The organism is Streptomyces sp. NWU339 (genome assembly GCF_003143855.1).
Lineage (GTDB): Bacteria > Actinomycetota > Actinomycetes > Streptomycetales > Streptomycetaceae > Streptomyces.
In genome coordinates this window covers 1-14,634 of the sequence record NZ_QFRK01000031.1, presented here as the reverse complement: position 1 = coordinate 14,634, position 14,634 = coordinate 1, and the positions used below count along the sequence as shown (strand labels likewise).

The following is a 14,634-nucleotide window of genomic DNA, read 5'->3' as shown; positions in this document are numbered from 1 at the left end:
TCGGGGAAAACCATGTGTGAGAGCGATGAATTCGCGCGACGGTGATGGTCTCTCCATGCGTAGCCCAAGCATGCGGAAGGACCCCCAGCATGAGCACGCAGACGTCCGGCCTGGCGATCGAGACCGCCGGCCTGGTCAAGACCTTCGGTGAGACACGGGCAGTGGACGGGGTCGACCTCGCCGTTCCGGCCGGCACGGTGTACGGCGTCCTCGGACCGAACGGCGCCGGCAAGACCACCACCGTGAAAATGCTCGCCACCCTCCTACGACCGGACGGCGGGGAGGCGCGTGTCTTCGGTCACGACGTCGTGCGCGAGGCCGACACGGTGCGCGGCCTGGTGAGCCTCACCGGGCAGTACGCGTCCGTGGACGAGGACCTCACCGGCGCGGAGAACCTGATCCTGCTGGCCCGGCTCCTCGGCCACCGCAAACCGGCCGCCCGCACCCGTGCCGCCCAGCTCCTGGAGGCCTTCGGCCTGACGGAGGCGGCGGCCAAGCAGGTCAAGCACTACTCGGGGGGCATGCGGCGGCGTATCGACATCGCCGCGTCCATCCTCAACACCCCCGACCTGCTGTTCCTCGACGAACCGACGACCGGTCTGGACCCGCGCAGCCGCAACCAGGTGTGGGACATCGTGCGCGCGGTGGTCGCCCAGGGCACCACCGTGCTGCTGACCACGCAGTACCTGGACGAAGCCGACCAGCTGGCGTCCCGGATCGCCGTCATCGACCGCGGGAAGGTGATCGCCGAGGGCACCAAGGGCGAGCTGAAGGCGTCCGTCGGGGCCGGTTCCGTACATCTGCGGCTGCGCGATCCGGACCACCGGCCCCGCGCGGCGGACCTGCTGCGCCGGGCACTCGACGCACAGGTGCAGCTCGAACCCGACCCGGTGACGCTCACCGCCCGCCTGGGTGCGGCCGCGCACCACGACACCGCCGCCGAACAGGCCGCCCGCGCGCTGAGCGAACTGGCCGCGGCCGGCATCACCGTCGACAACTTCTCGCTCGGCCAGCCCAGCCTGGACGAGGTGTTCCTCGCCCTCACCGGCCATGACACACACGCATCCGGACCGGGCTCGGGACAGGGGCCGGGCTCCGGCTCCGGCTCCGGCTCCGGTGGCGACCACTCCCACAACCCGAAGGACGAGGTGGCGGCATGAGTACCGCGACGACGACCACCGAGAGCGCGGAACTCGCCCCGGTCCGCACCGACTCCCTGGCCGAGCTGCTGGTCGCCGAGGAGCGCCCGCCGCGGCCCAGCGCGTGGTCGGCCTCCCTGACCTTCGGCTGGCGCGCGATCCTCAAGATCAAGCATGTGCCGGAGCAGCTGTTCGACGTCACCGCGTTCCCGATCATGATGGTGCTGATGTACACGTACCTCTTCGGCGGGGCGCTGGCCGGCTCGCCGAAGGAGTACATCCAGTTCCTGCTGCCCGGCATCCTGGTGATGTCGGTCGTGATGATCACGATGTACACCGGTGTCTCGGTCAACACGGACATCGAGAAGGGCGTGTTCGACCGGTTCCGCACCCTGCCGATCTGGCGTCCGTCGACGATGGTCGGCTATCTGCTCGGCGACGCCCTGCGCTACACCATCGCGTCGGTCGTGATGCTCACCGTGGGCGTGATCCTCGGCTACCGCCCGGGCGGCGGGGTGGCCGGCGTGCTCGCGGGGATCGTACTGCTGGTGGCCTTCGCGTTCGCGTTCTCGTGGATCTGGACGATGTTCGGGCTGATGCTGCGTACCGAGAAGTCGGTCATGGGCGTCAGCATGATGGTGATCTTCCCGCTCACCTTCCTCTCCAACGTCTTCGTCGACCCGCGCACCATGCCGGGCTGGCTCCAGGCGTTCGTCAACAACAGTCCCGTCACGCACCTGGCGTCCGCGGTGCGCGGGCTGATGGCGGGTGACTGGCCGGCCGACGAGATCGCCTGGTCACTGGGCTGGTCCGCCCTGTTCGTCCTGGTCTTCGGACCGATCACGATGCGGCTCTACAACCGCAAGTGACGCAGGTCCCGCGGACGGTGCGGGCCCGGGGCCCGCACCGTCCGCGGAGCCCTCGGTCAGTCCCGGGGGAGCGGGCGCATGTCGGGCGCCACCTGCCTGGCCGACGTCCTCCGCACGATCGTGATCAGCCGGTCGGTCAGCTCGAGCGTCCCGACGTTCGCGTCGTCGTAGCCGAGCAACCGGTGCCCGCGCAGGACGCTCACCACCAGATCGTCGACCTCTCGCGGCGTCTTGCCCACCTCGGCCTTTATGACCGGCCGTTCGACCATGTCGAGTCCCGTGCCCTGCTGGATGAGGTCCTCCATCACCACGCCGGCCGCAGGGCTGAGCAGCGACAGCCCGAGCAGCCGGCCTGCCGCGCTGGCGCTGGTGATGACCGCGTCGGCGCCGGACTGCTTCAGCAGCGGAGCGTTCTCCTCCTCGCGCACCGCGACCACGATCTTCGCGCCGCGGTTGAGCTGTCGGGCCGTCAGCGTCACCAGTACGGCTGTGTCGTCGCGCTGCGTGGCGATGATGATCTGCTTCGCCCGGTACACCTCGGCCCGCTTCAGCACCTCGCTGCGCGTCGCGTCACCTATGACGCCCGCGTAGCCGTCGGCTGCGGCGGCTTCGATCGCCTTGCTGCTGGGGTCGACCACCACGACCTGCTCCTTGCGGAGCCCCGTCGCGCAGATGGTCCGGATCGCGGACCTGCCCTTCGTGCCGAATCCGACGACAACGGTGTGATCACGCAACGTGGACCTCCAGCGGTTCAGTCGCAACTCCTCCCGGGTGCGTTCGGCGAGGGCTTCGAGGGTGGTGCCGACCAGGATGATCAGGAACATCACGCGCAACGGCGTGATGACGAAGATATTGGTCAGCCGGGCGCTGTCGCTGACCGGCGTGATGTCGCCGTATCCCGTGGTGGAGAGGGTGACGGTCGCGTAGTAGAAGGCATCGAGGAAGTCGAGGGTGCCGTCGGCGTTGTCGTTGTAGCCGTCGCGGTCGAGATACACGATCAGCGCCGTCAGCACGAGGAGGAGCAAGGCGATGGACAGCCTTTTGGTGACCTGGCGGATCGGATGCTCGACCACCTTCCTCGGCAGTTTCACCCGATGCGTCACCAAGTGCTCGTCCGCCTGGCGAGCAATGGCGTCCTGACCCGGAAGTTTCACGTGAAACACACCCCGATTCCCCCGGACGCCCAGGGGAGGTCGAGCAGTTCTGTCTCCTGGCCGGGCCGCGTGCCGCCCGGCGGTACGACGGCGAGGGCGTCGGCCGCCGCGATGCCGCGCAGCATGGCGGGACCGTTGTAATGCAGCGGCAGGGCGACGTCCTCGCGCAGCACGACGGGGATGAGCCGGGTGTCGTGCGGATGCCCGTGGACCGCGTCCCGCAGCGGCATCGTGTACGGCTCGGGAGCCGGGCGGGCAGCGAGGGTACGCAGCAGGGGTTCGGCAAGCGTGAGCAGTCCGGAGACGGCGGCGAGGGGGTTGCCGGGCAGGCCGACGAGGTGCTGGTTCTCCTTGGTACGGGCCAGGAGCATGGGGTGGCCGGGGCGCACCTCGACCCCGTCCACGAGGAGCTCGGCCCCGATGCGGCTCAGCGTCGGGTGGACGTGGTCGACCGGGCCCGCGGCGGTGCCGCCGGTGGTGACGACGACATCGGCGCCGGACCTTGTGATCGCCTTGTGCAGCGTGTGCGCGTCGTCGCGGACCCGGCGGACCGCGATGACCTCGGCGCCGAGTGCGCGCAGCCAGGGCGGCAGCATCGGACCGAGTGCGTCCCGGATCAGCCCGTCGTGCGGAAGGCCCCCCGTGAGCAGCTCGTCGCCGAGGACGAGGACCTCGACGCGGGGCCGGGGGAACGCGCTGAGCGTGTCGTATCCGGCGGCCGCGGCGAGGCCCAGCACGGCGGGCGTCACCAGGGTGCCGACGGACAGCAGCTGGTCGCCGCTGCGGCATTCCTGGCCGCGGGGACGGATGTCCTGACCGTGCGCCACCGTGGCGGCGGGCCCGGTCCGGGCCGTGCTGCCGCCCCGGGGCGCGGTGGCGTGCAGGCGGCCCTTGGCGTCGGTGCGGCCGTGTTCGCTGCGGAGGACGGCGGTGGTCTCCGGGGGGACCCGGGCGCCGGTGGCGATACGGACGGCTTCGCCGTCGGTGAGCGGCGCGTGCGCGGCGTGCCCGGCGAGGACGCCTTCCTCCCGCACGGTCCAGGGCCCCGGGCCGGAGACCGCCCAGCCGTCCATGGCCGAGGTGTCGAAGGAGGGCAGGTCGGTGAGGGCCGTGAGGGGGGCGGCCAGGGTGAGGCCGAGGGCGGCGTCGAGCGGCACGGAGACCGGGGCACGGTGGGTGGCACGGCCTCCGGTGACGGGGCGGGCGGTGCCGTTGCGGCCTGCGCGCTCGGCGATGGCGCGGGCGTCGGTCCAGGGGACGCCGTGGCGGCGCGGGCGGTGCGTGGAGGGGGCGTGCCCGGGGGCACCAGGCGTGCGGCCGGAAGCTTCGTTCACGAGGGCGAGAGCCTCCTCGACATCGAGATCATCGGCGTCCTCGGCGCCCTCGTCGGCTCGGGCGTCGGGCGCGGTCATCGGTCGTCAGGGCTCGTGCCGGGGGCGGCGTCGGGAGCATCGGGGGCGTCCTCATCGGCCCAGCGGGTGGCGAGGGTCGCGGCCTTGCGGACGGCCTCGGCCACGGCTTCCCGGTCACCGCCCGCGCGGGCCGCCGCGTAACCGACGAGGAAGGTGGTCAGCGGCGCCGCCGGCCTGGCCACGCCGTGGGCGGCGTCACGGGCGAGGTCGAGGAGTGCACCGGTGTCGACGTCCAGCTCGATGCCCAGTTCGTCCTTGACTGCGGTAATCCATTCATCCAACACGTGTCCATGCTCCCTGATGCGTGCTCTGGCGGCGGCGATGTCGTCCCAGGTGTCGCAGTCGAAGGACGCCACCGGGCCGAAGATCCGGGTGAGGTCGAGCGAGCCGGTCAGTCGGCGCAGCGGCAGTCCGGCCAGTCGGCCGTGCCGTTCGCTGAGCGCGGCGAGTTCGCGGCGCAGGGCCGCCGTGCGGTACGCGGCCACGAGCGGCTGGTCCCGGCCGTCGGCATCGGTCAGTACGACCCCGTCGGCCGGGCTCGTACGGAGGGTGGTCAGCAGTTCACCGACCGTGCGTCCGTCGAGGAACGGCAGGTCGGCGGAGAGCAGCACGACGTACTCCGCGGTGCTGAGCCGGATCCCGGCGTCGAGCGCGGCGAGCGGTCCGCCGCCCGGCGGCTCCTCGCGCGCCCAGAGCACGGCCCGTGGGGTGGGACGGGGTTCGGCCACGACCACGGTGGTGCGGGCGTCGGCGCAGGCCGCGAGCACCCGGTCGAGCAACGCCCGGCCGCCCACCCGCACGCCGGGCTTGTCCGCGCCTCCGAGCCGTCGGGCACCGCCACCGGCGAGCACGAGGGCGTCGTACGCGGCGGGCTCGAGCGACACCGCCGCGCCCGGCGCGGGGTCCCGGTCGCGGTCTCGGTCACCAACGGCATCGGGTCCGGCACTGGGAGCCCCCGGGAGCTCGTACTCGGTCACCCCTCGAGTATGCGTGCCCCCGCGATCGCGGGGAACGCGGGGGCACGGTGTCCGGGAACGGGCACGGCAGGGAGAGCCGGACCTCACAGCGTCCGCAGCAGCACCGCCGGTTGCTCCACGCAGTCCGCCACATGGCGCAGGAAACCACCCGCCGTGCCGCCGTCGCAGACCCGGTGGTCGAAGGTGAGCGAGAGCTGCACGACCTGTCGCACCGCCAACTCGCCCTCATGGACCCAGGGCTTGGGGACGATGCGGCCGACGCCGAGCATGGCGGCCTCGGGGTGGTTGATGATCGGGGTGGAGCCGTCGACACCGAAGACGCCGTAATTGTTCAACGTGAAGGTGCCGCCCGTGAGTTCCGCGGGCGTCAGCGCCCCGGACCGGGCCGCCTCGGTCAGCCGAGCGAACTCCGCCGTGAGCGACTCCGCGTCCCGCGTGTGCGCGTCCCGGACGACGGGGACGACCAGCCCCCGCTCGGTCTGCGCGGCGAAGCCCAGATGCACGGCCGCGTACCGGACGATCTCCCTGGCCTCCCTGTCCACGGAGGAGTTGAGCTCGGGGAAGCGGGCCAGCGCGGCGGTGCAGATCCGGGCCAGCAGGGCGAGCACGGAGATCTTCGGACCGCCCGAGGCGTTCATCGCGGCCCGCGCCCGCATCAGCTCGGTCGCGTCGGCGTCCACCCAGCAGGTCGCGTCCGGTATCTCGGTGCGGCTGCGGGAGAGCTTGTCGGCCACGGCACCGCGGATGCCCTTGAGGGGGACGCGGACGACATCCGGGACCGCGGTGCCGGCGGTCGGCGTGTGGGCCTGCGCCGCACGCACGTGCGGCTCGGTGACGGCCGTCCGGTCCTTGCGGACCTGCTGCGCGCCGGCGGCCCGGAGCGCGTGCTCCACGTCCGCCCGCAGGATCAGCCCCTCGGGCCCGGAACCCGTCATCTCCCGCAGGTCCAGGCCGTTCTGCCGGGCCAGCCTGCGCACCAGGGGTGAGATCACGGGGACCGGACCGTCCATCGCCCCGGCCGCGGACGCGGTGCGCGTGGCGGGCGTGGCGGACACCCGCTGTCCCGGCCGCACCCTGCGGCGCCGGGCCGGAGCCTCCGAGGTGCCGTAACCCACCAGGACGTTGCCGGATCCCTCGCTCGGGGCGGCGGACGGGCGGTCCTCACCCGGCGGCCGGTCGGCGTCCGGTCCGCCCACGGCCACCGTGAGCAACGGGGCGCCCACCGGCAGTTCGGTGCCCTCCTCGCCGAAGCGGGCGGTGACCACACCCCCGTACGGACAGGGCACATCCACCATCGCCTTGGCCGTCTCGACCTCGACGACCGGCTGGTCGACGGTGACGACATCGCCCACCTCGACCAGCCAGCGCACGATCTCCGCCCCGGTGAGCCCCTCACCGAGGTCGGGGAGCTTGAACTCCAGCACCTGTGCCATCAGCTTTCGGCCTCCCACTGCAGACGCCCCACGGCGTCCAGGATCCGGTCCACGCCGGGCAGGTGGTGGCGCTCCAGCATCGGCGGCGGATACGGGAGGTCGAAACCGGCCACCCGCAGCACCGGTGCCTCCAGATGGTGGAAGCAGCGCTCCGTGACCCGGGCCGCGATCTCCCCGCCGGGGCCGCCGAAGCCGCCCGACTCATGGACGACGACCGCGCGTCCCGTCCGCCGCACCGAGGCGCACACCGTCTCGTCGTCGAACGGCACCAGGGAGCGCAGATCGACGACCTCGAGGTCCCAGCCCTCGGCCCGGGCCGCCTCGGCCGCCTCCAGGCAGACGGGAACGGACGGCCCGTACGTGATGAGCGTGGCGCTCCGGCCGGAGCGCCGCACCACCGCACGGCCTATCGGTTCGACGGATGCCGGCCGCTCCGGGTCCCAGGAGTCCTTCGACCAGTACAGCCGCTTGGGCTCGAGCAGGACGACCGGGTCGTCGGAGGCGATGGCGGCGCGCAGCAGTCCGTAGGCGTCCGGGACGGTCGCGGGCGTGACGACATGGAGCCCCGGAGTCGCCATGTAGTACGCCTCGGAGGAGTCGCTGTGGTGCTCGACGCCGCCGATGCCACCGCCGTAGGGGATACGGATGGTGAGCGGCAGGGGCATCCTGCCGTGCGTGCGGTTGCGCATTCTGGCGACGTGTGACACCAGCTGCTCGAACGCCGGGTAGGCGAACGCGTCGAACTGCATCTCCACGACCGGTCGCAGGCCGTACATCGCCATGCCGACGGCCGTGCCGAGGATGCCCGCCTCGGCCAGCGGGGTGTCCGTGCAGCGGTCCTCGCCGAACTCCTCGGCGAGTCCGTCGGTGATACGGAAGACACCGCCGAGGGTGCCGACGTCCTCGCCCAGGACGTGCACGGACGGGTCCGCGGCCATGGCGTCGCGCAGCGCGCGGGTGAGTGCCTGCGCCATGGTGGCCGGCTTGGCGGCGACGGTGGTCATCACTGCGTCCCTTCCGGCTCGGCCCCGGCCACGGCCGCCAGCTCGGCCCGCAGTTGCTCCCGCTGCTCCAGCAGCTGAGGGGTGGGCTCGGCGTAAACATGGGCGAACAGGTCCATGGGGTCGAGCGCGGGGTCCTGGTTCATGCGTTCCCGCAGGTCGGCGGCCATGGTTTCGGCGTCCTGGCGGGCGGCGGCGACGCGGTCGTCGTCGAGGAGGCCGCGCCGGGTCAGCTCCTGCTCCAGGAGCACGACGGGGTCGTGCTCCTTCCAGGCCTCCACCTCGGCGTCGTCGCGGTAGCGGGTCGCGTCGTCGGCGTTGGTGTGGGCCTCCACGCGGTAGGTGATCGCCTCGACCAGGGTCGGACCGCCGCCCGCACGCGCGTGGCTCACGGCGTCGGCCAGGACCTCGTGTACGGCGGCGGCGTCGTTGCCGTCGACCAGTCGGCCGGGCATGCCGTAGCCGACGGCCTTGTGGGCCAGCGACGGGGCCGCGGTCTGCTTGGCGAGCGGAACGGAGATCGCGAAGCCGTTGTTCTGGACGAGGAAGACGACCGGGGCCCGCCACACGGCGGCGAAGTTCAGCGCCTCGTGGAAGTCGCCCTCGCTGGTGCCGCCGTCCCCGACCATGGCCAGCGCGACCACGTCGTCGCCCCTGAGGCGGGCGGCGTGCGCGAGTCCGACGGCGTGCGGCAGCTGGGTGGCGAGCGGGGTGCTCAGCGGCGCGACCCGGTGCTCGTAGGGGTCGTAACCGGTGTGCCAGTCGCCGCGCAGCAGGGTGAGCGCCTGCACGGGGTCCACTCCGCGTGCGACGACGGCGAGCGTGTCGCGGTAGCTCGGGAAGAGCCAGTCCTGCTCCTTCAGGACCAGCGCGGCGGCGACCTCGCAGGCCTCCTGGCCGGTGCTGGAGGGGTAGACCGCTAGACGGCCCTGCTTGGTGAGGGCGGTGGCCTGCGCGTTGTAGCGACGGCCCCTCACCAGTTCCGCGTACAACCGGCGCAGCAGCTCCGGGTCGGCCCGGTCGGCCTCCTCGGTGCCGAGCACCCGGTACGGCTCCGCGTCGGGCAGCAGCGGCGCGGGGTCGGTACGGGGCTGCCAGGCGGGCGGCGGGGTCGGCCGAGACGCGCCTCGCTGCTCCATGACCGTCATGACGGCACCTCCTCGTGGGAGCGGCTGTGGAGGCGCGGCGTCTGTGACGCGCCTCACCAACCGATTGTTCGGTCGACGGCACATTTTGGCTACGGGTGGTACCAGGCTGTGGACAAACGGTTCTCCACAGCCTGAGATGGACGCAGTACGTCCATGGCGGAGAGGCGGGGGCCCGTGTCGTCTGAACAAATGGCCGAAGGACCGGGGGGCACCGGACCGCTGCCGCCCGCACGCCCACTGGACGCCATAGACCAGGACATCCTGCGCATGCTCCAGGCGGACGGCCGCGCCTCGGTCCGGTCGGTCGCCGAACGGGTGCACGTCTCGCGCGCCAACGCCTACGCCCGGATCAACCGGCTCGTGGAGGACGGCGTCATCCGCGGTTTCGGGGCCCGCGTCGACCACGAACGCGCCGGCCACGGCACGTCCGCGTACATCACCCTGAAAATAGTCCAGAACACCTGGCGCACGGTCCGCGAGCAGCTCAGACAGCTCCCCGGCGCCTCTCACATCGCCCTGGTGGGCGGCGACTTCGACGTGCTGCTCCTGGTGCACATGCCGGACAACCGGACGTTGCGCGAGCTGGTGCTGACCCGGCTCCAGGCGATCCCCGAGGTGCTCAGCACACGCACACTGCTGGTGTTCGAGGAGGAGGACCTGGAACCGCAGGGCTGAAGCGGGGGCGGCCGCAGGGCGCCGGTCCGGTCAGGCCGCCCCGCGCAGTCCTGAGAAGACCAGCTGGACCACCGCGTCGGCCACTTCGCGCTCGCTGGTGCCGCGTCCGTCGGGCCGGTACCACTCGACGAGCGAGTTGATCATCCCGAAGACCAGCCGGGTCGCCAGGCGCACCTCTATGTCGCCGCGCACGTCCCCTTCCGCCGCCGCGGCCTTCAGCAAGGCCGCCACCCGGTGGTCGAACTCGCGCCGCCGCTCCAGGGCCCACCGCTCGGTGTCCGTGTTGCCGCGCACCCGCAGCAGCAGCGTCACGTACGGCAGCTCCGCGATCAGGACCTCGACCATGCGCCGTACGACGTACTCCAGCCGCTCGGCGGCACGTCCCACGCGCGCGTGCTCCTCGTCGAGGATGCCGAAGAGACCGTCCAGCGCCCGGCTCACCGCACGCCGCAGCAGTTCCTCCTTGCCCGCCACGTGGTGGTAGATCGACGACTTGGAGATGCCCGCCGCCTTGGAGAGGTGCTCCATCGAGGTGCCGTCGTAGCCCCGCTCGTTGAACACCCGCACGGCGACGGACAGCAGGGTCTCCGGGGTGTACGTGTCGCGCCTGGCGGTGGTCATGGGGTGCCCTCCCGCTTGTCGGTGGCGCACGCGTACCGGTAGAGCGCGAGGGACGGCGCGTAGCGGCCGGACGGGTCGATCTCGTGCAGTTCGTCCAGAAGGGAGCCGGCCCAGCCGCGGCCGAGGCGGCGGCTCCACTCGAAGGGCCCGAGGGGGTAGTTCACACCCAACCGCATCGCGGTGTCGACGTCCTCCTCGGTGGCCACCCCCTTGGCCACGGCCTCGACCGCCAGATCGATGATCCGCGCCACCGTGCGCGCGACGATCATGCCGGGGACGTCGCCGATGACGCTGACCTTCTTGCCGAGCGCCTGGAACAGGCCGGTGGCCTCGGCGACGGTCCGCGGGGAGGTGTCCTGGGAGTGGGACAGGGCGATCCGGCCGGCCTCGCGGTAGTCGAGGGCGAGGTCGAAGTAGACGACGTCGCGGAACTCCACCGACGTCTGACCGTCCGCGAGCACCAGCTGACCACCGCCGGGCAGCACCAGGCGGGTGCCGTTGTCCTCGTCCTCCGTGCGGACCTGGATGCCCGCCTCCCGGATCAGTGCGAGCAGGTCCGAGGCGGGGCCCAGATCTCCCTCGGCGACCACGTACGCGGGCGGCGCCGCCTGCTCCGCGGTGTGCGGCTCGGGACGCTCGGCGCCGTCCGTGCGGGCAGAGCAGTCGGAGTATTCGTACCACCCCCGGCCGCTCTTGCGGCCGAGACGGCCGGACTCGACCAGCCGGCGCTGGGCCAGGGAGGGCGTGAAGCGCACGTCCTGGAAGAAGGCCTGCCACACCGAGTGGGTGACGGACTCGTTGACGTCCTGCCCGATGAGGTCGGTCAACTCGAAGGCGCCCATGCGGAAGCCTCCGGACTCGCGCAGCACCGCGTCGATCGTGGCCGGGTCGGCCCCCTGGGACTCGTACACCGCGAAGGCCTCGGCGTAGAAGGGCCGGGCGACCCGGTTGACGATGAAGCCGGGGGTGTCGGCGCAGGCGACCGGCGTCTTGCCCCAGGCCCGGGCCGTCTCGTACGCGCGCGTGGCGTGCGCGACCTCGGTGGCGAAGCCGGAGACGACCTCGACGAGCGGCAGCAGCGGGGCAGGGTTGAAGAAGTGCAGGCCCACGAAGCGCCCGGGGACTCTCAGTGCGCCGCCGATGGCGGTGACCGAGAGGGACGAGGTGTTGGTGGCGAGCAGGCAGTCGTCGCCGACGACGTCCTCCAGCGCGCGGAACAGCTCCTGCTTGACGTCCAGGCGCTCCAGGACGGCCTCGACCACCAGGGCGCAGTCCGCGAGTCCCGCGAGGTCGTCGACGGGCCGCAGGCGGGCGCGGGCCGCGTCCCGGTCGGCGGCGGTGAGCCGCTCCTTGGCCACCAGCCGGTCGAGCCGGTCCGCTATCCCGTCGGCCGCTTCCCGGGCCCGGCCGGGAACGGCGTCGTACAGCAGCACGGGATGACCCGCGACCAGTGCGACCTGGGCGATGCCCTGGCCCATGGTGCCGGTGCCGACGACGGCCACGGGGCTGCTGAGGTCGAGTGCTGTCATGTGCGCGATCCTCCCGCACGAGCCGGTCCACAGATGCGGCGGACCCCTTGTCCCGACCGATCGTTCGGTTACTCTAACCCTGACCGCCCGTGTTCCGACATCCCCCGCCCACGCTTGGGCCCGGCCCACGAACTCGACGAGGAGTTGGTCCCCGATGGCCGCCGAACTCACCTCGCAGCAGCTGATCACCCGACACCGGCCCACCCTGGACCGGGCACTGGAGGCGATCCGCACCCGCGCGTACTGGTCCCCGCACCCCGAGCACCCCAAGGCCTACGGGGAGCACGGCAGCCTGGACCTGACGGCGGGCAAGGCCGCCTTCGACGCCCTGCTCGGCACCCGCCTCGACCTCGGCCAGCCCGGCACGGACGACTGGGTGGGCGGCGAGACCTCCCCGTACGGCGTCGAGCTGGGCGTGAGCTACCCGCACGCGGACCTCGACGTGCTGCTGCCCGCCATGCGGACCGGGATGCGGGCCTGGCGGGACGCGGGCGCCGAGACCCGTGCGGTGGTCTGCCTCGAGATCCTCAAGCGGATCAGCGACCGGACGATGGAGTTCGCCCACGCGGTCATGCACACCTCCGGCCAGGCGTTCATGATGGCGTTCCAGGCCGGTGGCCCGCACGCGCAGGACCGCGGCATGGAGGCGGTGGCGTACGCGTACGCCGAGCAGGTGCGCACCCCTGACACCGCGGAGTGGACCAAACCGCAGGGCAAGCGCGACCCGCTGACGCTGACCAAGCGGTTCACCCCGGTCCCGCGCGGCATCGGCCTGGTCGTCGGCTGCAACACCTTCCCGACGTGGAACGGCTACCCCGGCCTGTTCGCCTCCCTCGCCACCGGCAACGCGGTCCTGGTCAAGCCGCACCCGCGCGCGGTGTTGCCGCTCGCGCTCACGGTGCGGATCGCGCGCCAGGTGCTGGCCGAGGCCGGTTTCGACGCGAACCTGGTGGCCCTGGCCGCGGAACGGCCCGGCGAAGGCATCGCCAAGACGCTCGCCACGCGCCCGGAGATCCGGATCATCGACTACACCGGCTCCACGAAGTTCGGCGACTGGCTGGAGGCCAACGCCCGCCAGGCGCAGGTCTACACCGAGAAGGCCGGCGTCAACACGGTGATCGTGGAGTCGACCGGCGACTACAAGGGCATGCTCGCCAACCTGGCGTTCTCCCTCTCGCTCTACAGCGGCCAGATGTGCACCACACCGCAGAACCTGCTGATCCCGCGCGACGGCATCACCACCGACCAGGGCCCCAAGTCCTTCGACGAGGTCGCCGCCGACCTCGCGAAGGCGGTCGACGGCCTGCTCGGCGACGACGCGCGCGCGAACGCGCTGCTCGGCGCGATCGTCAACCCCGGCGTCAAGGCCCGCCTGGAGGCCGCCGCCGGTCTCGGCGAGGTCGCCCTCGCCTCCCGGGAGATCGCCCATCCGGAGTTCCCGGACGCGGTGGTCCGCACCCCTGTGATCGTGAAGCTGGACGGCTCGAAGCCGGACGCCGAGGCCGCCTACATGAGCGAGTGCTTCGGACCGGTCTCCTTCGCCGTCGCGGTCGACTCCGCCTCGGACGCGGCGGAGCTCCTGCGGCGCACCGTCCGCGAGAAGGGCGCGATGACCGTCGGCGCGTACACGACCTCCCCCGAGGTCGAGGAGACCGTGCGGGAGGTGTGCCTGGAGGAGGCGGCCCAGCTCTCCCTCAACCTCACCGGCGGGGTGTACGTCAACCAGACGGCCGCGTTCTCCGACTTCCACGGCTCCGGCGGCAACCCGGCGGCCAACGCGGCCCTCACCGACGCGGCGTTCGTGGCCAACCGCTTCCGGGTGGTCGAGGTACGCCGGGAGGCGTGACGGACCGGTGCGGCGACCGCGGTCGCGCGGCCCCCGCCCGGACAGGCCCTAAGCGGGTGCGCCCCCGGTGGCGCTCCAGTGGTACAGCGTCATGGCCACACTGGTCGCGAGGTTGTAGCTGGAGACCTGGGGGCGCATCGGCAGCGCCACCAGGTGGTCGGCACGCGCGCGCAGTTCCGCCGAGAGCCCGCTACGCTCCGAGCCGAAGGCGAGCAGCGCGTCGTCCGGCAGCTTCAGCGACCGGATGTCGTCCCCCTCCGGGTCGAGCGCGAACACCGGGCCGGTGGGCAGTTCGTCGACGGACAGCCGCTCCACGGCGGTCGCGAAGTGCAGCCCGGCCCCGCCACGCACGACCGTGGGGTGCCAGGGGTCGAGGGTGCCGGTGGTGACGACGCCGGTCGCCCCGAAACCGGCGGCCAGCCGGATCACGGCCCCCGCGTTGCCCAGGTTGCGCGGGAGGTCCAGGACCACCACGGGGGCGGTGCGCGGGGTGTGCGCCAGCCTCTCGAGGTTGCCCGCGCGGGAGGGCCGTACGGCAAGGGCGGCGACGGCGGTGGGATGCGGGCGCGGGACCAGCGAGGCGTACGTCTCGTACGGCACCTCGGCCAGCAGCGCCGCCAGCGCGTCCCGGACGTCCGGGGCCAGCTCGTCCGCGAGGGCGAGCGCGGCGGCCCGGTCCGCGGTGACCGCCACCTCGACCTCCGCCCCGAAGCGCACGGCGTGCTTGAGGGCGTGGAAGCCGTCGAGCAGGACGGCGGTACCGCTCCGCCGGTGCCAGCGGGTCACGGGACCGGTGGCCCGGTCGGGGGCGGGGGCGGGGGGTCCGGGCA

General features: G+C 72.4%; 13 protein-coding genes. 4 read left to right on the top strand and 9 right to left on the bottom strand.

Translation table 11 applies throughout. From position 1 onward, the window contains the following. The first annotated feature begins 89 nt into the window (after positions 1 to 89). Both DIZ27_RS29135 and DIZ27_RS29130 read left to right on the top strand, forming a co-directional pair. Positions 90 to 1,160, top strand: a complete 1,071-nt coding sequence (locus DIZ27_RS29135; RefSeq protein WP_109381445.1) for an ATP-binding cassette domain-containing protein — start codon at positions 90 to 92, stop codon at positions 1,158 to 1,160. After that, entirely contained in the window at positions 1,157 to 2,008 is an 852-nt protein-coding gene (locus DIZ27_RS29130) for an ABC transporter permease (protein WP_109381444.1), read from the top strand. The genes DIZ27_RS29135 and DIZ27_RS29130 overlap by 4 nt, the downstream gene beginning before the upstream one ends. 56 nt (positions 2,009 to 2,064) lie before the next feature. On the opposite strand, the gene DIZ27_RS29125 is transcribed toward DIZ27_RS29130, so the two are convergent. From DIZ27_RS29125 to pdhA, 6 genes are all read right to left on the bottom strand, one after another. Further along, the gene (locus DIZ27_RS29125) at positions 2,065 to 3,162 is read right to left on the bottom strand and encodes a TrkA family potassium uptake protein (protein ID WP_109381443.1); all 1,098 of its coding nucleotides are present in this window, start codon (positions 3,160 to 3,162) and stop codon (positions 2,065 to 2,067) included. Further along, positions 3,159 to 4,574, bottom strand: a complete 1,416-nt coding sequence (locus tag DIZ27_RS29120; protein ID WP_109381442.1) for a molybdopterin molybdotransferase MoeA — start codon at positions 4,572 to 4,574, stop codon at positions 3,159 to 3,161. Before DIZ27_RS29120 ends, DIZ27_RS29125 begins: the two co-directional genes overlap by 4 nt. Continuing rightward, positions 4,571 to 5,551 carry an NTP transferase domain-containing protein gene (locus tag DIZ27_RS29115; RefSeq protein WP_109381441.1) on the bottom strand — a complete coding sequence of 327 codons (981 nt, stop codon included), beginning with the start codon at positions 5,549 to 5,551 and terminating at the stop codon, positions 4,571 to 4,573. Before DIZ27_RS29115 ends, DIZ27_RS29120 begins: the two co-directional genes overlap by 4 nt. An 83-nt stretch (positions 5,552 to 5,634) precedes the next feature. Then, a complete protein-coding gene (locus tag DIZ27_RS29110) occupies positions 5,635 to 6,984 on the bottom strand; it encodes a dihydrolipoamide acetyltransferase family protein (RefSeq protein ID WP_109381440.1) in 1,350 nt (449 codons plus the stop codon). After that, entirely contained in the window at positions 6,984 to 7,988 is a 1,005-nt protein-coding gene (locus tag DIZ27_RS29105; RefSeq protein ID WP_109381439.1) for an alpha-ketoacid dehydrogenase subunit beta, read from the bottom strand. Before DIZ27_RS29105 ends, DIZ27_RS29110 begins: the two co-directional genes overlap by 1 nt. Next, a complete protein-coding gene (gene pdhA, locus DIZ27_RS29100; RefSeq protein WP_109381438.1) occupies positions 7,988 to 9,133 on the bottom strand; it encodes a pyruvate dehydrogenase (acetyl-transferring) E1 component subunit alpha in 1,146 nt (381 codons plus the stop codon). The genes DIZ27_RS29105 and pdhA overlap by 1 nt, the downstream gene beginning before the upstream one ends. A 189-nt stretch (positions 9,134 to 9,322) precedes the next feature. On the opposite strand from pdhA, the gene DIZ27_RS29095 reads away from it, so the two are divergent. Then, positions 9,323 to 9,808: an Lrp/AsnC family transcriptional regulator gene (locus DIZ27_RS29095; protein ID WP_109381437.1), complete on the top strand. Its 486-nt coding sequence runs from the start codon at positions 9,323 to 9,325 to the stop codon at positions 9,806 to 9,808. Between the two features lie 30 nt (positions 9,809 to 9,838). Here DIZ27_RS29095 and DIZ27_RS29090 read toward each other — a convergent pair whose 3' ends face one another. Together DIZ27_RS29090 and DIZ27_RS29085 are read right to left on the bottom strand one after the other, a co-directional pair. Beyond that, positions 9,839 to 10,429 carry a TetR/AcrR family transcriptional regulator gene (locus tag DIZ27_RS29090; protein ID WP_109381436.1) on the bottom strand — a complete coding sequence of 197 codons (591 nt, stop codon included), beginning with the start codon at positions 10,427 to 10,429 and terminating at the stop codon, positions 9,839 to 9,841. Beyond that, the gene (locus tag DIZ27_RS29085; protein ID WP_109381435.1) at positions 10,426 to 11,958 is read right to left on the bottom strand and encodes a 3-hydroxyacyl-CoA dehydrogenase; all 1,533 of its coding nucleotides are present in this window, start codon (positions 11,956 to 11,958) and stop codon (positions 10,426 to 10,428) included. Before DIZ27_RS29085 ends, DIZ27_RS29090 begins: the two co-directional genes overlap by 4 nt. A 154-nt stretch (positions 11,959 to 12,112) precedes the next feature. Here DIZ27_RS29085 and paaN point away from each other — a divergent pair, with 154 nt between their 5' ends. Next, positions 12,113 to 13,804 (top strand): phenylacetic acid degradation protein PaaN, encoded by a 1,692-nt coding sequence (gene paaN, locus DIZ27_RS29080; protein WP_109381434.1) that lies wholly within the window; start codon positions 12,113 to 12,115, stop codon positions 13,802 to 13,804. Between the two features lie 48 nt (positions 13,805 to 13,852). On the opposite strand, the gene DIZ27_RS29075 is transcribed toward paaN, so the two are convergent. Beyond that, positions 13,853 to 14,590, bottom strand: a complete 738-nt coding sequence (locus tag DIZ27_RS29075) for an RNA methyltransferase (RefSeq protein ID WP_109381495.1) — start codon at positions 14,588 to 14,590, stop codon at positions 13,853 to 13,855. Between the last annotated feature and the right edge of the window lie 44 nt (positions 14,591 to 14,634).